At 37.8% G+C, this 19,457-nt stretch carries 16 protein-coding genes and 2 pseudogenes; all 18 read left to right on the forward strand.

Annotated elements, in window-relative coordinates; all coding sequences use genetic code 11:
- A pseudogene (gene sucC / locus DS031_RS08375) lies at positions 1 to 437 on the forward strand (succinate--CoA ligase subunit beta); the annotation flags it as partial.
- Positions 438 to 455: 18 nt separating this feature from the next.
- Entirely contained in the window at positions 456 to 1,364 is a 909-nt protein-coding gene (sucD, locus tag DS031_RS08380; RefSeq protein WP_113805541.1) for a succinate--CoA ligase subunit alpha, read from the forward strand.
- A gap of 666 nt (positions 1,365 to 2,030) precedes the next feature.
- A complete protein-coding gene (gene dprA, locus DS031_RS08385; RefSeq protein ID WP_113805543.1) occupies positions 2,031 to 2,798 on the forward strand; it encodes a DNA-processing protein DprA in 768 nt (255 codons plus the stop codon).
- Between the two features lie 102 nt (positions 2,799 to 2,900).
- The gene (topA, locus tag DS031_RS08390) at positions 2,901 to 4,970 is read left to right on the forward strand and encodes a type I DNA topoisomerase (protein WP_113805545.1); all 2,070 of its coding nucleotides are present in this window, start codon (positions 2,901 to 2,903) and stop codon (positions 4,968 to 4,970) included.
- Positions 4,971 to 4,988: 18 nt separating this feature from the next.
- On the forward strand, positions 4,989 to 6,296 hold the full coding sequence (gene trmFO / locus DS031_RS08395) for an FADH(2)-oxidizing methylenetetrahydrofolate--tRNA-(uracil(54)-C(5))-methyltransferase TrmFO (RefSeq protein ID WP_113805547.1): 1,308 nt from the start codon (positions 4,989 to 4,991) through the stop codon (positions 6,294 to 6,296).
- Positions 6,297 to 6,356: 60 nt separating this feature from the next.
- Positions 6,357 to 7,259: a tyrosine recombinase XerC gene (gene xerC / locus DS031_RS08400; protein ID WP_425451947.1), complete on the forward strand. Its 903-nt coding sequence runs from the start codon at positions 6,357 to 6,359 to the stop codon at positions 7,257 to 7,259.
- 43 nt (positions 7,260 to 7,302) lie between these two features.
- Positions 7,303 to 7,845 carry an ATP-dependent protease subunit HslV gene (hslV, locus tag DS031_RS08405; RefSeq protein ID WP_113805549.1) on the forward strand — a complete coding sequence of 181 codons (543 nt, stop codon included), beginning with the start codon at positions 7,303 to 7,305 and terminating at the stop codon, positions 7,843 to 7,845.
- Positions 7,846 to 7,866: 21 nt separating this feature from the next.
- Positions 7,867 to 9,261: an ATP-dependent protease ATPase subunit HslU gene (gene hslU, locus DS031_RS08410; RefSeq protein ID WP_113805551.1), complete on the forward strand. Its 1,395-nt coding sequence runs from the start codon at positions 7,867 to 7,869 to the stop codon at positions 9,259 to 9,261.
- Positions 9,262 to 9,284: 23 nt separating this feature from the next.
- Complete coding sequence (gene codY, locus DS031_RS08415) at positions 9,285 to 10,061, forward strand: GTP-sensing pleiotropic transcriptional regulator CodY (RefSeq protein ID WP_113805553.1); 777 nt, start codon at positions 9,285 to 9,287, stop codon at positions 10,059 to 10,061.
- Positions 10,062 to 10,374: 313 nt separating this feature from the next.
- Complete coding sequence (gene rpsB / locus DS031_RS08420; RefSeq protein WP_113805555.1) at positions 10,375 to 11,076, forward strand: 30S ribosomal protein S2; 702 nt, start codon at positions 10,375 to 10,377, stop codon at positions 11,074 to 11,076.
- Positions 11,077 to 11,154: 78 nt separating this feature from the next.
- Positions 11,155 to 12,054: pseudogene (tsf, locus tag DS031_RS08425) on the forward strand (translation elongation factor Ts); the annotation flags it as partial.
- A 77-nt stretch (positions 12,055 to 12,131) separates the two neighbouring features.
- Entirely contained in the window at positions 12,132 to 12,857 is a 726-nt protein-coding gene (pyrH, locus tag DS031_RS08430) for a UMP kinase (protein WP_113805559.1), read from the forward strand.
- On the forward strand, positions 12,857 to 13,414 hold the full coding sequence (frr, locus tag DS031_RS08435; RefSeq protein WP_113805561.1) for a ribosome recycling factor: 558 nt from the start codon (positions 12,857 to 12,859) through the stop codon (positions 13,412 to 13,414). The genes pyrH and frr overlap by 1 nt, the downstream gene beginning before the upstream one ends.
- Before the next feature lie 88 nt (positions 13,415 to 13,502).
- Positions 13,503 to 14,267 (forward strand): undecaprenyl pyrophosphate synthase, encoded by a 765-nt coding sequence (locus DS031_RS08440; RefSeq protein WP_113805775.1) that lies wholly within the window; start codon positions 13,503 to 13,505, stop codon positions 14,265 to 14,267.
- Between the two features lie 67 nt (positions 14,268 to 14,334).
- On the forward strand, positions 14,335 to 15,126 hold the full coding sequence (locus DS031_RS08445) for a phosphatidate cytidylyltransferase (protein ID WP_113805563.1): 792 nt from the start codon (positions 14,335 to 14,337) through the stop codon (positions 15,124 to 15,126).
- Positions 15,127 to 15,189: 63 nt separating this feature from the next.
- The gene (locus DS031_RS08450) at positions 15,190 to 16,338 is read left to right on the forward strand and encodes a 1-deoxy-D-xylulose-5-phosphate reductoisomerase (RefSeq protein WP_113805565.1); all 1,149 of its coding nucleotides are present in this window, start codon (positions 15,190 to 15,192) and stop codon (positions 16,336 to 16,338) included.
- Between the two features lie 17 nt (positions 16,339 to 16,355).
- Complete coding sequence (gene rseP / locus DS031_RS08455; protein WP_113805567.1) at positions 16,356 to 17,618, forward strand: RIP metalloprotease RseP; 1,263 nt, start codon at positions 16,356 to 16,358, stop codon at positions 17,616 to 17,618.
- 27 nt (positions 17,619 to 17,645) lie between these two features.
- Positions 17,646 to 19,352 (forward strand): proline--tRNA ligase, encoded by a 1,707-nt coding sequence (locus DS031_RS08460; RefSeq protein ID WP_113805569.1) that lies wholly within the window; start codon positions 17,646 to 17,648, stop codon positions 19,350 to 19,352.
- Positions 19,353 to 19,457: the final 105 nt, after the last annotated feature.

Here is a 19,457-nt window from a genome sequence, read left to right on the forward strand (position 1 = left end):
AAATTGAAGCCTCCAAATATGATTTAAGCTACATCGCCTTAGATGGCAACATCGGCTGCATGGTAAACGGGGCAGGTCTTGCGATGGCCACAATGGATATTATTAAACATTACGGCGGCGATCCGGCCAACTTCCTTGACGTTGGCGGCGGTGCGACAGCGGAAAAAGTAACCGAAGCATTCAAAATTATTTTATCCGATGAAAATGTAAAAGGCATTTACGTTAACATTTTCGGCGGTATTATGAAGTGTGATGTGATCGCTCAAGGTGTTGTCGAGGCGACCAAGCAGGTTGGTCTTGAGATTCCGCTTGTTGTTCGTTTAGAAGGAACAAATGTGGACTTAGGTAAGAAAATCTTAAAAGAATCGGGTTTAAATATTACCGCAGCGGAATCGATGGCAGATGGCGCGGAAAAAATTGTAGCATTAGTAAAATAGAAAGGTGGGGAAGAAAAAATGAGCGTATTTATTAATAAAGATACAAAAGTGATTGTACAAGGAATTACAGGATCAGTTGGATTATTTCATACGCAGCAGATGCTTGAATACGGCACAAAAATCGTTGGCGGTGTGACACCTGGTAAAGGCGGCACAGAAGTCGAAGGTGTGCCGGTATTTGATACAGTGGAAGACGCAGTGAAAACAACAGGTGCGAATGCTTCCGTTATTTACGTACCGCCAGCGTTTGCGGCGGATGCGATTATGGAAGCAGTCGATGCGGAGCTTGATTTGGCGATTTGTATTACAGAAGGCATTCCAGTCCTTGATATGGTGAACGTGAAGCGCTATATGGAAGGAAAGAAAACACGTCTTGTTGGACCAAACTGTCCGGGTGTAATTACGCCTGAAGAATGTAAAATTGGCATCATGCCGGGTTATATTCATAAAAAAGGTCATGTTGGTGTTGTATCCCGCTCCGGTACATTAACATATGAAGCCGTTCATCAGCTTTCAGAAGCAGGAATTGGTCAATCAACAGCGGTTGGAATCGGCGGTGATCCGGTAAACGGGACGAACTTTATTGATGTCCTACAAGCATTTAATGAAGATGACGACACGTATGCGGTGATTATGATTGGGGAAATCGGTGGAACAGCGGAAGAAGAAGCGGCAGAATGGGTAAAAGCGAATATGACAAAACCTGTAGTTGGCTTTATCGGCGGACAAACAGCTCCTCCTGGAAAACGGATGGGGCATGCCGGCGCGATTATTTCCGGAGGCAAAGGAACGGCCGCTGAGAAAATTAAAACCATGAACGCATGCGGCATTCAAGTAGCGGATACGCCAGCAGTGATGGGCGAAACGTTAATAGCGGTTTTAAAAGAAAAAGGGCTGCTTGACCGCTGTATTACTCACAAAAACTAACTGCAAAAAGATAGCTTTCTTTAAAGAAAGCTATCTTCTTTCATACGTATAGAGATTTGCGAAATTTGTCGTATTGGACACGATTCTGTAACTAAAGTGGAGAGAAAAGGAGATTATTATGAGGGATAGGCGAGATCGTCTTATTCATATCCACCATTGTCGAGGAGTTGGCTGGAAGACAATACATGCAATCTTTAAACAAGATCCAGAGTTTCTTACTGTCTATCATTTTTGGAAAGAGTACCCCTTCCTCAAGGAATGTGAAGGGCGATCGCCCAATCAGTAGGGAGGGGGTGAATTTCCATCATTTATTACGAACACAAGTACGTAATAAATGATATCATAATAGTTGTACATCCTTGTACATGCTCATTGAAAACTGAACATATAAGGTTGTAGCAGGAAAAGACGCTCTGCTGCGTAAAATGTTCAAGCCTAGAGAAGCCGAAGATGCGTGATACATGACTAGCACAACGTGTGAAAATGGTGCAGTAGGCTTATTAAAAGAAGTCCCAAAGGCAAGACCGATGGGATAGAGGAGTTGGGCGTATTTAGACCGCCAATGTGTCAACTCCACTAACGTTAAGCGTTCAGAAATGTTCGATACGTTAGAAACCCCCACTTCAAATTTTCGCTAGAAAATTAAGTGGCGGGAGTATTCATAAAATGACAGTAAATGAATTAATAGCTCACTTTCAAATGAAACGCCAGCATGCTTTGCTGTTTTATCAAGATCTACACTCTCTTAACATGCAGGAGTATTACAAAAAATATAAAAAAGATCAAATCCAGATTATTACTCGATTTGACAAATTCTATCCAATACTGTTAAAACAAATTTATGATCCACCTTGGGTATTGTATTATAAAGGAGATATTACTCTTGCTTCTCCAAAAAAAATGTTAGCAGTCGTAGACACCCGTAAACCGTCCCAGCAGGCAGGTTATAAATTAAATGTAATAGTTCGCCCGCTCATATGGAACGGATGGTGTATTGTAAGTGGACTTGCTTACGGTATTGATGGTATGAGTCATCGATTAACATTAGAGGAGCAAGGAAAAACAATTGCAGTGTTAGGATCAGGTTTTTATTCAATTTATCCAACTATACATACAGAACTAGCGCATCATATTGCAGAAAAAGGACTATTGTTGTCTGAATTCCGGCCAAATCAAAGACCGGAGAAATGGCAATTTCCTCTTCGTAATCGAATTATTAGCGGTCTATCAAACGGAACACTTGTAGTAGAGGCACAGGAGCGAAGCGGCTCTCTGATTACAGCAGATTTAGCATTAGAATACGGTCGTGAAGTTTTTGCTGTGCCGGGCGCTATTTTTCAAAAGGAATCAAAAGGTACTAATTTATTAATTCAACAAGGCGCAAAGCTAGTATTAAATGAAAAAGATATTATAGAAGAGCTTCAATTTGGGTAAACTTTTTATCTAATAAACAAAACTTATATTTGACAAAAGATAATCTGATATTTAATAATAGGGAAGATTTCAATTTACTTGTAAGAGGGGAGAAATTGGATTATGGAAGATTACCTAGTAATCGTTGAATCTCCCGCTAAAGCGAAAACGATTAAAAAGTATTTAGGGAAAAAATACCAAGTAAAAGCTTCTATGGGTCATGTTCGTGATTTGCCTCGAAGTCAAATGGGGGTTGACGTTGAAAATAATTACGATCCAAAATATATTACGATTAGAGGAAAAGGTCCTGTATTAAAAGAACTTAAAAATGCTGCAAAAAAGGTAAAAAAAGTTTATCTTGCAGCTGACCCTGATCGTGAAGGTGAAGCAATTGCTTGGCATTTGGCACACAGTTTAAACATTGAACAAGATTCTGACTGCCGCGTTGTATTTAATGAGATTACAAAAGATGCGATTAAAGACGCGTTTAAATCTCCAAGACCAATTAATATGAATTTAGTAGATGCACAGCAGGCACGTCGTGTACTAGATCGTCTTGTTGGATACAATGTAAGCCCATTATTATGGAAAAAAGTAAAAAAAGGCTTAAGTGCAGGTCGAGTCCAATCTGTTGCCGTTAGATTAATTATTGAACGTGAACAGGAGATTCAGCAATTTGAACCAAAGGAATATTGGAAAATCAAAGCTGATTTTAAAAAAGATGATGAACTATTTGAAGCGAGCTTTTACGGTGTAGATGGTAAGAAGCAGGAACTAACTAATGAAGAAGAAGTAAACGCTGTGTTAAACCGTATAGAGGGTAATGAGTTTGCAGTTTTATCTGTTCAAAAAAAGGAAAGAAGAAGAAATCCAGCGGCACCATTTACAACTTCTTCTTTACAACAGGAAGCGGCAAGAAAACTTAACTTCCGTGCAAAGAAAACGATGATGCTTGCACAGCAGCTTTATGAAGGAATTGAGATTGGGAAAGAGACGGTTGGTTTAATTACGTATATGCGTACAGACTCAACGAGAATTTCTCAAACTGCTCAAGAAGAAGCGAAACAGTACATTGAAGAGACATTCGGCAAAGAATATTTATCTCAAGGAAAGAAAAATGAGAAGAAAGGCGCTAAAACCCAAGATGCGCATGAAGCAATTAGACCGACTTCAACAATAAGAGAACCTAAAGATGTTAAAAAATATCTTAGTCGTGATCAAAATAGATTGTACAAACTTATTTGGGAACGCTTTGTTGCAAGCCAAATGGCACCTGCCGTTATGGATACAATGACAGTTGATTTAACGAATCAAGGTGTGATCTTTAGAGCCACAGGGTCAAAAGTGAAATTCCCTGGTTTTATGAAAGTTTATGTTGAAGGAAACGATGATAATAAGAAGGAAGAAGATCGCATCCTTCCTGATTTACAAGAAGATACTCAAGTGCATACAGAAAATATTGAGCCAACTCAACATTTTACACAGCCGCCCCCTCGTTATACGGAAGCGCGTCTCGTTAAAACGATGGAGGAACTTGGAATTGGCCGTCCATCAACATATGCGCCAACACTTGATACGATTCAAAGGCGTGGGTATGTAAAGCTTGAGGATCGAAAGTTTGTTCCGACAGAGCTTGGGGAAATTGTACTAGAATTAGTGTTAGAATTCTTCAAAGATATATTTGATGTTGAATTTACGGCAAATATGGAAAACAACCTTGATCACATTGAAGAAGGACAAGAGGATTGGATTCAAATTATTGATCGGTTTTACGTTGGTTTTGAACCACGATTAAAAGTGGCTGAAGAGCAAATGAAAGAAGTAGAAATTAAAGATGAACCTGCAGGTGAGGATTGCGAAAAATGCGGACATGGAATGGTTATTAAAATTGGTCGTTACGGCAAGTTTATGGCTTGTTCAAATTTTCCCGACTGCAGAAATACAAAGCCGCTGCTAAAAGAAATAGGGGTTAAATGTCCAACGTGTAAAGAAGGAAACATTGTGGAGCGTAAAAGTAAAAAAGGTCGTCTTTTTTACGGATGTGATCAATATCCAGAATGTGAATTTATTTCTTGGGATAAACCAATTGCAAGGAAATGTCCTAAGTGCGTTGAAATGCTAATTGAGAAGAAAACAAAGAAGAAAAAAGAAATTAAATGCGTGTCATGTGATTACACAGAAGAAGAACAATAACAACTAGGGGGTGCTGACATGAGCGCAGAATTTGTAAATGTGATTGGCGCGGGGCTTGCAGGAAGTGAAGCTGCATGGCAGTTAGCGAAGCGCGGCGTTCAAGTGCGTTTGTTTGAAATGAGACCTAAAAAACAAACGCCAGCCCATCACACAGATAAATTTGCAGAACTTGTTTGCAGCAATTCATTAAGATCAAATACACTATCTAATGCAGTAGGTGTATTAAAGGAAGAAATGAGGAAGCTTGATTCAGTGATCATTCGTTCAGCTGATGATTGTTCCGTACCAGCGGGTGGCGCGCTAGCTGTTGACCGCCATGAATTTGCGTCATTAGTAACAGAACGAGTGAAAAATCATCCAAATGTTGAAGTGTTTCATGAAGAAATGCCTGAGATTCCAGAAGGACCTACCATTATTGCTACAGGCCCATTAACTTCTGAAGCTCTTTCAAGTTCATTAAAAAAGTTAACAGGTGAAGAATATTTATACTTTTATGATGCCGCAGCACCGATTATTGAAACGGACAGCATCAATATGGATAAAGTATATTTGAAATCGCGTTATGATAAAGGAGAGGCGGCTTACTTAAACTGTCCAATGACAGAAGAAGAATTTGATCGATTTTACGAGGCGCTAATCTCTGCTGAAACTGTTCCTTTAAAAGAATTTGAAAAGGAAATTTTCTTTGAAGGATGCATGCCTATTGAAGTAATGGCAAAGCGTGGTAAAAAAACAATGCTGTTTGGGCCGATGAAACCGGTTGGATTAGAAGATCCAAAAACAGGGAAAACACCTTATGCAGTTGTACAGCTGCGACAGGATAACAGTTCTGGAACACTTTATAATATTGTAGGGTTTCAAACCCATTTAAAATGGGGACCTCAAAAAGAAGTGCTTCAGCTAATTCCCGGCTTAGAAAATGCTGACGTTGTTCGCTATGGTGTTATGCACCGTAATACCTTTGTGAATTCTCCAAATCTTCTTAAGCCAACTTATCAATATAAAGATCGAGAGAACTTGTTCTTTGCAGGACAGATGACAGGGGTAGAAGGATATGTTGAGTCAGCAGCTTCAGGATTAATTGCTGGTTTAAATGCGGCAAGACTTGTATTAGGTGAAGAACCACTTGTTTTCCCGCAAGAAACAGCTTTAGGAAGCATGGCGCATTATATTACGACAGCAAATCCTAATAATTTCCAACCGATGAATGCAAACTTTGGCTTGTTTCCGCCTCTTGAACCAAGAATTAAAAATAAGCAAGCTCGAAATGAACAAATTGCTAATCGAGCACTAGAAACAATTCAGAATTTTGCAAAAGAATTGTAAATTGTATTGCATTGGCCTCTAAGTTATGTTAAGATTTAGAGGCCTTTTGAGGTGATAAACATGGAAAAAAAGCTTATCTCATCGTTCTTTGAGTACTTACAAATAGAAAAAAATTGTTCTGTGTCCACTGTTGAAACATACAAACGTGACATAGAGCATTTTGTTTGTTTTATGAAGCAGCAGGCCATTCATCGATTTGCTGCTGTTTCTTATGCTTCTGTCCGGCTCTATTTAACTGAACTTTATGAACAAGGCTTAGCGCGTAAAACAGTTGCTAGAAAAATCTCTTGCTTAAGAAGTTTTTATAAGTTTTTAATGCGTGAATGTTTTGTCGAGCACAACCCGTTTATGATGACGTCCCTTCCGAGAAAAGAAAGTCATTTACCAAAGTTTCTATATGAAGAAGAGCTTGGTAAACTGTTTGCGGCAGCAGATATTACAACCCCGCTAGGTCAGCGTGACCAAGCAATTCTTGAATTACTGTACGCGACAGGAATCCGGGTTAGCGAATGCTGCAGAATCAATATAGCGGATATTGATTTTTCAATAGGAACTGTGCTTGTTTTAGGAAAAGGACGTAAAGAACGCTATGTTCCAATTGGGAGCTTTGCACTAGAAGCACTGCAATACTATATTAACGATGGACGACACAAAATACTTAGTCAAGCTGCTTCCAAAACAAATGCTTTGTTTTTAAATTATAGAGGCGAAAGGCTTTCAGAACGAAGTATAAGAACCTCTTTAAAAAAGATCATTGAAAAGACAGCATTAAACATACATATTAGTCCACATGTTCTTCGTCATACATTTGCTACACATTTGCTAAATGAAGGCGCAGATTTACGTTCAGTTCAAGAGTTACTGGGGCATGCTAATCTTTCCACAACACAAATTTATACACATGTTTCGAAAGATAGACTTCGGGAAGTTTATATGAATCATCACCCTAGATCTGGAAAATGAGATTATGAAGTAAAGGAAATTAAATATAGAAGGAGGGAGCAATATGGAATATTCATTTCATGCCACAACAATTTTTGCTGTGCAGCATAAAGGACAATGTGCAATGTCTGGGGATGGACAGGTGACATTTGGTAATGCGGTTGTTATGAAACATACTGCTAAAAAGGTTCGTAAGTTATTTCATGGAAAAGTACTTGCTGGTTTTGCTGGATCTGTTGCTGATGCGTTTACATTGTTTGAAAAATTTGAAGGGAAACTTGAAGAGTATAACGGAAACTTGCAGCGTGCGGCTGTTGAATTAGCAAAAGAGTGGCGAAGTGATAAAGTGCTTCGTAAGCTGGAAGCAATGTTAATCGTAATGAATCAATCCCACCTTTTACTTATTTCTGGCACTGGAGAAGTAATTGAACCTGATGATGGAATATTAGCGATTGGTTCAGGTGGAAACTATGCGCTTGCAGCAGGTCGTGCCTTAAAAAAACATGCATCTCAATTGTCTGCAAAGGACATTGCCAAAGCTGCTCTTGAAACAGCAGGTGACATTTGTGTTTATACGAATGATCAAATTGTTTTAGAAGAACTTTAGGATTGGAATGGAGGATGGTTTATGGAAAACGCCTTAACACCTCGACAGATTGTTGATAAGCTTAATCAATATATTGTTGGCCAAAATGATGCGAAAAAGGCAGTAGCTGTAGCCCTGCGAAACCGCTATCGACGCAATTTATTAGACGATAAAATGCGTGAGGAAGTAGTTCCAAAAAATATTTTAATGATTGGACCAACAGGGGTAGGGAAAACTGAAATCGCTCGTCGGTTAGCTAAACTTGTTGGTGCGCCATTTATTAAAGTAGAAGCAACAAAATTTACGGAAGTTGGTTATGTTGGGCGGGATGTAGAATCAATGGTACGTGATTTAGTGGAAACTTCTATTCGAATTGTAAAACACGAAAAGATGGAAAGTGTGATGGACCGTGCAAAAGAGAATGCGGATAGAAGAATTGTTGATTTACTTGTACCAACAAAAAAGAAACAAACGCAATATAAAAATCCGTTAGAAATGTTTTTTGGCGGAAATGAAGCTGAGGGAGCGGATCAGACAGAGTCAACAGAAGAGCAAAATATTGCTCAAAAAAGAAAACAAATTGCTCATCAGCTGGCTTTAGGAGAATTAGAAAATCAAATGGTATCAATTGAAATTGAAGAACAGTCGCCAAGTATGTTTGATCTGTTCCAAGGTTCGGGTATGGAACAAATGGGCATGAATATGCAGGATATGCTTGGAAATTTAATGCCTAAGAAGAAGAAAAAGCGCAGAGTTTCCGTTTCAGAAGCTAGAAAAATATTAACGCAAGATGAAGCTTCAAAGTTAATTGATATGGATGAAGTGACTCAAGAAGCAGTTGAAAAAGCAGAGCAATCTGGGATTATTTTTATAGATGAAATTGATAAAGTTGCTGGTAAAAGCCAGCAAACTGCCGATGTATCGCGCGAAGGTGTCCAGCGTGATATATTACCGATCGTAGAAGGATCGACAGTGATGACAAAATATGGAGCGGTCAAAACCGATCATGTATTATTTATTGCTGCCGGGGCTTTTCATATGGCAAAGCCATCTGATCTTATTCCAGAACTTCAAGGTAGATTTCCAATTCGTGTTGAACTAACGAGCTTAACTGTAGATGATTTTGTTCAAATCTTAGTCGAGCCTAACAATGCATTAATTAAGCAGTACACTGCATTATTGGAAACGGAAGGTATAAAAATTGAATTTTCAGACGAAGCTATTCGTAGACTAGCAGTCCTTGCATCAGAGGTCAATCAAGAAACAGATAATATAGGAGCAAGAAGACTTCATACAATCCTAGAAAGACTATTAGAAGATTTGTCTTTTGAAGCACCTGATATTACATTGGAAAAAATCACAATTACACCGCAATACGTAGATGAAAAACTTGCTAATATTGCGAAAAATAAAGACTTAAGTCAATATATTCTATAATTAAAGATGTAGGAGGAACATCAATGAGTTTATTAAATAAAACAAGACAAATCAATGCGATGTTACAGAAAACGGCGGGACCTGTGAATTTTAAAGATATGGCTGAAACGTTACGTGATGTTATTGGAGGAAACGTTTATGTTGTAAGCCGTCGTGGTAAATTACTAGGCTTTGCAGTTAGTCAAGCAATTGAAAATGAGAGAATGAAAAAGATGTTTGAAGAAAGACAGTTTCCACAAGAATATACAGAAAATCTATTTAATGTGAATGAAACATCTGCTAATATCGGAATTGAAAGTGAGTTCACAGCTTTTCCAGTGGAAAATAGAGATTTATTTCAAAGTGGATTAACGACAATTGTGCCTATTTTAGGTGGTGGTCAGCGCCTTGGTACGTTAATTTTATCTCGTTTAAATGATTCTTTCTCTGAAGAAGATTTAATTCTTGCTGAGTACGGTGCAACCGTTGTAGGAATGGAAATTTTACATGAAAAAGCAGAAGAAATTGAAGAAGAAGCACGCAACAAAGCAGTTGTTCAAATGGCAATTAGCTCTTTGTCATATAGTGAATTAGAGGCGATTGAGCATATTTTTGAAGAGTTAGAAGGCAATGAAGGTCTTTTGGTAGCAAGTAAAATCGCTGACCGTGTAGGGATTACGCGTTCCGTCATTGTAAACGCACTTCGTAAGTTAGAGAGTGCAGGAGTTATTGAATCTCGCTCTTTAGGAATGAAAGGAACATATATTAAAGTATTAAACGATAAGTTCCTAGTTGAACTTTCAAAATTACGTTCTCAATAATAAGTGCAATAGGTCGTCCTACAAGGATGACCTATTTTTTACTTTCAGAGGTTTAAGGAAAATAGTAATGGGTATAATGAAAGCGTAGCATTAGGATGAGGAATCATAAGAAAAAAACAATTAATTGGAGGAGTTTAAATAAAAAACTTTTCCCTAACATCGTTTTAGGACTTGCTAGTTGGTTTACGATATGATATATTTACTTTCGGTGTTAATCACACACGTTTACTGATTTAAATGAAGGTGCTGTTAAACAGTCTTATTTAAAAATGAAGTAAACGGAGGTAAAAAACCATAATGGAGGAATGAAAAAATGGCAGTTATTTCTATGAAACAGCTTTTAGAAGCTGGTGTACACTTTGGACACCAAACACGTCGTTGGAATCCAAAAATGAAAACTTATATCTTCACAGAGCGTAACGGTATTTATATTATCGATCTACAGAAAACTGTGAAAAAAGTTGAAGAAGCATTTAACTTTGTACGTGAAATTGCAGCAAATGATGGTACAATCCTATTTGTTGGTACAAAGAAACAAGCTCAAGATTCTGTTAAAGAAGAAGCAGCACGTGCTGGTCAATACTTCATTAACCAACGTTGGTTAGGTGGTACGTTAACAAACTTTGAAACAATTCAAAAACGTATCCAACGCTTAAAAGACTTAGAAAAAATGCAGGAAGACGGTACATTTGAAGTGCTTCCTAAAAAAGAAGTAATCCTTCTTAAAAAAGAAATGGATCGCTTAGAAAAATTCTTAGGCGGTATTAAAGACATGAACCGTTTACCAGATGCGCTTTTCGTTATTGATCCACGTAAAGAGCGTATTGCGGTAGCAGAAGCACGCAAATTAAACATTCCAATTGTTGCAATTGTTGATACAAACTGTGATCCAGACGAAGTTGACTACGTTATCCCAGGTAACGATGATGCAATTCGCGCGGTGAAACTTTTAACTGCAAAAATGGCTGACGCTGTTTTAGAAGCAAAACAAGGTGAAGAAGCACCTGTTTCATAATAGCAATAAATTAAAGGGTGATAAAGGGGAACTTACCCTTTATCACCCTTTTTAAAACGAAACCTATTACATAGTGATTATAAGGAGGAATTTAAGATGGCAGTTACTGCAAAAATGGTAAAAGAACTTCGCGACAAAACGGGTGCGGGTATGATGGATTGTAAAAAAGCCCTAACGGAAACTGATGGTGATCTTGATAAAGCGGTTGATTGGTTACGCGAAAAAGGGATTTCAAAAGCAGCTAAAAAAGCAGATCGCGTTGCAGCTGAAGGTTTAACAGCAATTGAAGTTAATGGAAACGAAGCAGTAATCGTTGAAGTAAACTCTGAAACAGATTTCGTTGCAAAGAACGAAAACTTCCAAAACATTCTTGGCGATATTGCGAAGCACTTATTAGCAAATAAACCTTCTTCTGTTGAAGAAGCACTTGAGCAAAAAATTAATGATGAGCAAACCGTTCAAGAATATTTAACACATGCAATTGCAAAAATTGGTGAGAAAATTTCTCTTCGCCGTTTTGAAATCGTGGAAAAAACGGACAACGATGTATTTGGTGCTTACTTGCACATGGGCGGACGTATTGGTGTGCTAACAGTTGTAGAAGGTTCTAACGATGAAGAACTTGCTAAAGACGTAGCAATGCATGCAGCTGCTGTAAACCCACGTTATGTAAGCCGTGATGAAGTATCACAAGAGGAAGTTGAACGTGAGCGTGAAGTATTAAAGCAGCAGGCATTGAATGAAGGAAAACCAGAAAACATTGTTGAAAAAATGGTTGAAGGCCGCTTAGGTAAATACTTTGAAGAAATTTGTTTATTAGATCAATCATTCGTAAAAGATTCTGATCAAAAAGTAGGCAAATATGTTGCAAGTAAAGGTGGATCTGTTAAAACATTTGTACGTTATGAAGTTGGCGAAGGTATGGAAAAGCGCGAAGACAACTTTGCTGAAGAAGTTATGTCTCAAGTGAAGAAATAATTTTATGAAAAGCAGGGGACACAAAGTGTTCCCTCTTTTTCAAGCTGATAAAATATTCATACATAATGGAGGGAACTATGAGCGTAGCAAAGTATAAACGTGTCGTATTAAAGTTAAGCGGTGAAGCGTTGGCAGGAAAGCAGGGCTTTGGAATTGAGCCTTCTGTTATCCAATCTGTAGCAAAGCAAGTAAAGGAACTTGTAGATCTTGGTGTTGAAGTTGCTGTTGTTGTAGGCGGAGGCAACATTTGGAGAGGTAAAATTGGCAGTGAAATGGGGATGGATCGTGCCAATGCTGATTATATGGGGATGTTGGCAACTGTAATGAATTCTCTAGCTTTACAGGACAGCCTAGAAAACATAGATGTTCAAACTCGTGTTCAAACATCTATTGAAATGCGTCAAGTTGCCGAGCCTTATATCCGTCGAAAAGCAATTCGTCACTTGGAAAAAAAGCGTGTTGTCATTTTTGCTGCCGGAACAGGGAACCCTTATTTCTCAACAGATACGACAGCAGCGCTTAGAGCAGCAGAAATCGAAGCAGAGGTTATCTTAATGGCGAAAAATAATGTTGATGGTGTATATAGCGCTGATCCAACGATTGATACAAACGCCAAAAAATATCAAACATTATCTTATTTAGAAATGTTAAACAAAGGCCTTGCAGTAATGGATTCTACTGCTTCGTCTCTATGTATGGACAATGATATTCCATTAGTCGTATTTTCAATTATGGAAGAAGGAAATATTAAGCGTGCCGTGCTTGGTGAAGAAATTGGTACAGTAGTAAGGGGGAAAAACTAATGTCAAAAGAAATTTTACAAAATGCAGAAGATAAAATGCAAAAGGCGCTTGCTAGTCTGCGTCGTGAGTTTGCGACTATTCGCACAGGACGCGCCACACCTGCTCTTTTAGATAAAGTTCAGGTTGATTATTACGGAGCTCCAACACCGGTCAACCAATTAGCAGGTATTTCAGTTCCCGAAGCTCGTCTACTTCTGATTCAACCATATGATAAATCAGTGCTTAGTGACATTGAAAAAGCGATTCAAAAAGCTGATTTAGGCTTAACACCAAACAATGATGGAGATGTTATTCGTATCAACATTCCTCCTCTAACAGAAGAGCGTCGTAAAGAATTTGCGAAGCTTGTTAAAAAGTATGCTGAAGATGGAAAAGTTGCAATTCGTAATGTGCGTCGTGATGCTAATGATGAGTTGAAAAAATCACAAAAAAATGGTGATATTACGGAAGATGAATTACGCCGATTAACTGAGGACATTCAAAAGCTTACCGATAAATATGTCGCTGATGCAGATAGCATTGCTTCTGAAAAAGAGAAAGAAATCATGGAAGTATAATTAAAGTCAAGGTAAAATAGTATATAAAAAAGCCCCTCTTTTTCAGTAAGGGGTTTTTTTGTTAAGTCATCTCGATGGAGGATTTGCAATGCTTGGGAATTTTTCGAAAAGAAAAAAACAAGAACAAGAAAAAAGAGCAAAGTTAACCGAATTTGAAAGAATACCTGAACATATTGCAATTATTATGGATGGAAATGGCCGCTGGGCGAAACAAAGGGGACTACCTCGAATTGCTGGGCATCGCGAAGGAACAAAAGTTATTAAAAAGACGGTAAAAGCTGCAAATCAAATAGGAGTTAAGGTGCTAACTTTATATGCCTTTTCAACAGAAAATTGGAAACGGCCAAAAGATGAAGTGGACTTTTTAATGAAACTTCCAGAACAGTTTTTAAAAACTTATTTACCGGAATTGATTGAAGAAAATGTACAAGTGCGTATAATGGGTGATAAGGAAAACTTACCTCAGCGAACGATTCAAGCAGTAGATGAAGCAATTAATAAAACAAAGCAAAACACTGGTTTAATATTAAATTTTGCTTTTAATTACGGCAGCCGCTATGAAATCACTGAAGCAATTCGTAAAATTGCTGAAAATGTAGCAGCAGGATCTATGAACGCAGAAGAAATTAATGAAGAGGTTATTTCTTCCTATTTGTATAGTTCAGAATTAAAGGATCCAGATCTTTTAATACGTACAAGCGGTGAAGTTAGATTAAGTAATTTTATGTTGTGGCAGCTTGCGTATACAGAAATGTGGTTTACAAATATATTCTGGCCTGACTTTACGGAAGAGCATTTAACACAAGCAATCGAAGAGTTTCAAAGACGTGGAAGACGTTTTGGTGGAGTATAAACGTTTAATAAAAGAAGTTAACTAAAATTGAGCCGCTGATTGTAGTTAAGGAAAGTTGGAGGGTACAATGAAACAAAGAATTATTACAGGGGTTCTCGCCGCAGCATTATTTCTTCCAATTGTAATAATTGGAGGTAATCTATTTACATTATTGGTTATGCTGCTCGCTGTAATCGGAATATTTGAACTGCTTCGGATGAGGAAAATTTCATTTTTTTCTTCACCTGGGCTTTTAAGTATCATACTAACAATGATAGTCGTTATTCCAGATCATTGGTTAAGTGTTTTTACATTCAATGATTTTACACGCTTTGATTGGTTTTTGTTAGGCCTGTTATTATTGCTTTCGCTAACTGTTATTACAAAAAATCGCTTTAGTTTTGATGAAGTTTCTTTTGTGCTGTTGACAGTGTTGTATGTCGGTTTTGGATTTTTTTATTTAAATGAAACAAGACTTCTTTCTAATGGTCTGCAGCTTCTGTTTTTTATTTTGTTTTTAATATGGGCAACTGACAGCGGTGCTTATTTTATCGGAAGATCATTTGGCAAGCGTAAGTTATGGCCAAAAATCAGCCCGAATAAGACGATTGAGGGAGCTGTTGGCGGGATTATGTGTGCAGTTATTGTTGGTCTTGTATTTCAACTTTTCCTGCCAATTTATGATTATCAATCCATTATTATTATTGCTGTTGTGACAGCTGTGTTTGGTCAAGTGGGAGACCTTGTTCAATCAGCATTTAAAAGGCACTATGGGGTAAAAGATTCTGGAAAGATTTTACCAGGTCACGGGGGGATTTTAGACCGGTTTGATAGTTTGATTTTTGTCTTACCCATTTTACACTTATTACAATTATTATAGCGAAATGAGCATATGTTATTTAACTATTTACATAGGATGGAATAGGTGGAAGGAGCACTTTATATGAAAAAGATTAGTTTGCTGGGAGCGACCGGTTCAATCGGAACTCAAACTCTTGATGTGATTCGCCTCCATCCGGAATCCTTTCAGCTTGCTGCAATGTCAATTGGGAAAAATCTTGATTTAGGATTAAAGATTATTGAAGAGTTTCAACCAAAACTTGTGGCGGTACTTACAAAAGAAAACGGTACTTACTTACAGCAGCAGGTTTCAGGTAACATAAAGATTGTATATGGGATGGAAGGACTAATTGAGGTCGCGGCGTATTATGAGTCTCATGTACTGGTGAATGCGGTATTAGGAAGTGTAGGCCTTGCACCAACATTAGCAGCAATTAAAGAAAAGAAAAACATTGCAATTGCTAATAAAGAAACCCTTGTCACAGCAGGACATTTAATAATGGAACAAGCTCAAAAATATAATGTTTCCATCTTACCGGTTGATAGTGAGCATTCAGCCATCTTTCAATGTTTGCAAGGAGAAAATCCAAAGGAATTAGCACGCATTATTTTAACTGCCTCTGGGGGCAGTTTTAGGGATAAAACCCGCTCTGAATTAGTACATGTGACCAAAGAAGATGCCTTGAAGCATCCAAATTGGTCAATGGGAGCAAAAATTACAATCGATTCCGCTACCATGATGAATAAAGGATTAGAAGTGATAGAGGCGTACTGGCTATTTGGACTGCCTTATGAAAAAATAGATGTGATTCTTCATAAAGAAAGTGTTATTCATTCAATGATAGAAATGGTGGATACAAGTGTCATTGCTCATTTGGGTACACCAGATATGAAGATTCCAATTCAATATGCTCTCACATATCCTTCAAGGCTTGAATTAAAGGAAACAAAAAGGTTAAACTTAATTGAAATGGGAACACTTCATTTCTCGGAAGCTAATTTTGAGCGTTATCGATGTTTAAAGTATGCATACGAAGCTGGAAAAACAGGTGGAACATTACCGACGGTATTAAATGCTGCAAATGAGGAAGCAGTGGCAGCATTTTTAAATGATTTCATTGGTTTTTTAGAAATTGAAAATTTAATTGAAAAAGCGATGGATCGTCACCAACTCGTTCAATTTCCTTCATTAGAAGAAATTTCCGAAATTGATGTAGAAACACGACGGTATGTTCAGTCACTTATAAAATAAAGGTGGTTAAGCAGGATATGAATAGCATAATTGCGATTATCGTGATTTTTGGAGCACTCGTCTTTTTTCATGAATTAGGACATTTATTACTAGCGAAACGTGCAGGTATTTTATGTCGTGAATTCGCGATAGGGTTTGGTCCAAAAATTTTCTCAATGAAGAAAGGTGAGACCGTATATACCATTCGTTTACTGCCTCTTGGAGGATTTGTTCGAATGGCAGGTGAGGATCCTGAAAATATTGATTTAAAGCCTGGTCACCGTATTGGACTGCTATTAAATCCTGACAATAAAGTAAAAAAAATTGTTGTCAATCGAAAAATAAATTACCCAGATGCAAAAATTATTACGGTAGAAGCAGCGGATTTAGAGCATAAATTGGTTATTAAAGGCTATGAAAGTGAAGAAGGACCGTTAGAAGTCTATGATGTTTCTAAAAAATGTCACTATGTAATGGATGGGCAAGAGTATCAAATTGCTCCTTATGATCGTCAATTTGGATCAAAATCATTATGGGATCGCTTCTTAGCTATTTTTGCAGGACCTTTTATGAACTTCCTGCTTGCGTTTGTTATTTTAGCTGCTTTTGGTTTAATGTATGGCTCACCCGTAAATCAAGCGATTATTGGTGGAGTGGCTGAAAACGGTGCTGCAGCAGAAGCTGGTCTTCAAACTGGAGATAAAATAATAAATATTGATGGACAATCCATTAACAGCTGGGATGAGTTCACAGAAGTGATCCAACAACATCCAAGTCAAGAGATTACTTTTACTGTTGAGAGAAATGATAAAACTCTTGAACTGCCAATTACTCCTCAAGAGCGTCCAAATTATAAAGGAGAAACAGAAGGAGTTATAGGAGTAGGATATCAAACAGAATTTTCTATTTTAGGTTCGATAAAATATGGTTTTGATACAACAATTGAGTATACGAAATTGATTGTATTTGGATTAGGACAGCTTGTTACAGGAGCAATTTCAATTGATAACCTATCAGGTCCTGTCGGAATATATAGTTACACTGATCAAGCTGCAAAAGAAGGACTTGCCGTCTTGTTAAGATGGGGAGCGCTGTTAAGCATTAACTTAGGAATTATCAACTTACTTCCGCTGCCTGCATTAGATGGCGGGCGTTTAATTTTTATTGCAATTGAGGGATTAAGAGGCAAACCAATTGACCCACAAAAAGAAAGTCTTGTCCATTTTATAGGATTTGCTTTCTTAATGCTGTTAATGCTTGTCGTAACATGGAATGATATCCAAAAGTTTTTCTTAAATTAAAAAAGGATTAAATTGAGGTGCTAATAGATGAGACAGTCAAGTTTTTTTGCTCCTACACTAAGGGATATACCAGCAGATGCGGAGATAAAGAGTCATCAATTACTTTTGAAAGCTGGATTTATTCGTCAAAATGCTTCAGGAGTTTACTCATATATGCCGCTTGGAAAAAAAGTTCTGCAAAAAGTGGAACAAATTGTACGTGAAGAAATGGATGAAGTCGGTGGACAGGAACTTCTGATGCCAGCAATTCAACCTGCAGAGCTGTGGCAGGAAACAGGTAGATGGGAAATTTATGGCCCTGAACTAATGCGTTTAAAAGATCGTCATGAAAGAAATTTTGCTCTTGGAGCTACACATGAGGAATTAATTACAAGTCTTGTCCGTGACGAAATTAAAACCTATAAGCGTCTGCCTGTGCTTTTATATCAAATTCAGACAAAATACCGTGATGAAAAGCGTCCGCGTTTTGGTCTGCTGCGCGGTCGTGAATTTATTATGAAGGATGCTTACTCTTTTCATGGCGATCATGAAACATTGGATGAGATGTACAAATTAATGTATGACACGTATACAAAAGTTTTTACGCGATGCGGTTTGAATTTTAGACCAGTAGTTGCAGACAGCGGGGCCATTGGCGGAAAAGATACCCATGAGTTCATGGCATTATCTGAAGTTGGAGAAGATACGATTGCCTATTCGACAGAATCAGATTTTGCGGCTAATATTGAAATGGCGCAAGTAGCTGACGTGTATGACAAGAGCAGTGAAGAAGCACAACCACTTGAAAAAGTTCAAACAGACGAAGCTAAAACAATTGAAGATGTTGCGAAAAAGTTGAATGTTCAAAAGGATAAGGTTATTAAATCCCTGTTATTTTCAGTTGATGAAGAGTATGTGCTCGTATTAGTGCGTGGGGATCATGAAGTAAATGATGTAAAGGTAAAGCATTTCTTTGAAGCAACAAATGTTGAATTAGCAGATGATGAAACGGTTCTTGAAAAGCTGCAGGGACCTGTTGGAAATATTGGACCGATTGGTGTAGAAAATGTTAAAATTGTAGCAGATTATGCTGTTAAATATATTGTAAACGGCGTATGTGGGGCAAATGAAGCCGGCATTCATTATAAAAATGTGAATCCTGAACGAGATTTTGTCTCTATTGAATATACTGATTTGCGGTTTATTCAAGAAGGCGACCCATCACCAGACGGCAAAGGAACAATTGTGTTTGCAGAAGGTATTGAAGTGGGACAAGTCTTTAAACTTGGTACACGCTACAGCGAAACGATGGGTGCTGGTTTTCTTGATGAAAATGGCAAAAATCAGCCAATGATTATGGGCTGCTATGGCATTGGTGTGTCTCGAACTGTTGCTGCAGTAGTTGAACAGCATCATGACGAAAATGGAATTGTATGGCCGAAGGAACTAGCGCCGTATGGTGTTCATTTATTAGTATTAAATCCTAAAAAAGAAGAGCAGCATGAATTAGGCGAATCATTGTATAAACAATTAAAAGAGGCTTCCTATGATGTATTATTCGATGATCGCAAAGAGCGTCCGGGCGTTAAATTTGCTGATGCAGATTTATTTGGAATTCCTCTTCGTGTGGTTGTTGGTAAAAAAGCTGATGAAGGAATTGTGGAAGTAAAACTGCGTAAAACCGGTGAAACATTTGAAGTGCATGTCTCTGAGTTAACAGAACTACTAAAAAAACAATGGGCAGAGTTATCATAAATAAATGTGAAGGTAGAGGATGACTCAATAGGGTCTGACCCCCTCAAATCTATATAATATATAGCAACTTTTCATAAAGAGCAACCTATATATTAGTTGAGGAAG

It is taken from the genome of Bacillus taeanensis (genome assembly GCF_003318295.1).
Taxonomy (GTDB): Bacteria; Bacillota; Bacilli; order Bacillales; family UBA6769; genus Maribacillus; species Maribacillus taeanensis.

What these genes read in the sequence shown, in the direction of transcription:
- sucD (WP_113805541.1), top strand. Translation starts at nt 456, where the DNA reads ATGAGCGTATTTATTAATAAAGATACAAAAGTGATTGTACAAGGAATT.
- dprA (WP_113805543.1), top strand. Translation starts at nt 2,031, where the DNA reads ATGACAGTAAATGAATTAATAGCTCACTTTCAAATGAAACGCCAGCAT.
- topA (WP_113805545.1), top strand. Translation starts at nt 2,901, where the DNA reads ATGGAAGATTACCTAGTAATCGTTGAATCTCCCGCTAAAGCGAAAACG.
- trmFO (WP_113805547.1), top strand. Translation starts at nt 4,989, where the DNA reads ATGAGCGCAGAATTTGTAAATGTGATTGGCGCGGGGCTTGCAGGAAGT.
- xerC (WP_425451947.1), top strand. Translation starts at nt 6,357, where the DNA reads ATGGAAAAAAAGCTTATCTCATCGTTCTTTGAGTACTTACAAATAGAA.
- hslV (WP_113805549.1), top strand. Translation starts at nt 7,303, where the DNA reads ATGGAATATTCATTTCATGCCACAACAATTTTTGCTGTGCAGCATAAA.
- hslU (WP_113805551.1), top strand. Translation starts at nt 7,867, where the DNA reads ATGGAAAACGCCTTAACACCTCGACAGATTGTTGATAAGCTTAATCAA.
- codY (WP_113805553.1), top strand. Translation starts at nt 9,285, where the DNA reads ATGAGTTTATTAAATAAAACAAGACAAATCAATGCGATGTTACAGAAA.
- rpsB (WP_113805555.1), top strand. Translation starts at nt 10,375, where the DNA reads ATGGCAGTTATTTCTATGAAACAGCTTTTAGAAGCTGGTGTACACTTT.
- pyrH (WP_113805559.1), top strand. Translation starts at nt 12,132, where the DNA reads ATGAGCGTAGCAAAGTATAAACGTGTCGTATTAAAGTTAAGCGGTGAA.
- frr (WP_113805561.1), top strand. Translation starts at nt 12,857, where the DNA reads ATGTCAAAAGAAATTTTACAAAATGCAGAAGATAAAATGCAAAAGGCG.
- DS031_RS08440 (WP_113805775.1), top strand. Translation starts at nt 13,503, where the DNA reads ATGCTTGGGAATTTTTCGAAAAGAAAAAAACAAGAACAAGAAAAAAGA.
- DS031_RS08445 (WP_113805563.1), top strand. Translation starts at nt 14,335, where the DNA reads ATGAAACAAAGAATTATTACAGGGGTTCTCGCCGCAGCATTATTTCTT.
- DS031_RS08450 (WP_113805565.1), top strand. Translation starts at nt 15,190, where the DNA reads ATGAAAAAGATTAGTTTGCTGGGAGCGACCGGTTCAATCGGAACTCAA.
- rseP (WP_113805567.1), top strand. Translation starts at nt 16,356, where the DNA reads ATGAATAGCATAATTGCGATTATCGTGATTTTTGGAGCACTCGTCTTT.
- DS031_RS08460 (WP_113805569.1), top strand. Translation starts at nt 17,646, where the DNA reads ATGAGACAGTCAAGTTTTTTTGCTCCTACACTAAGGGATATACCAGCA.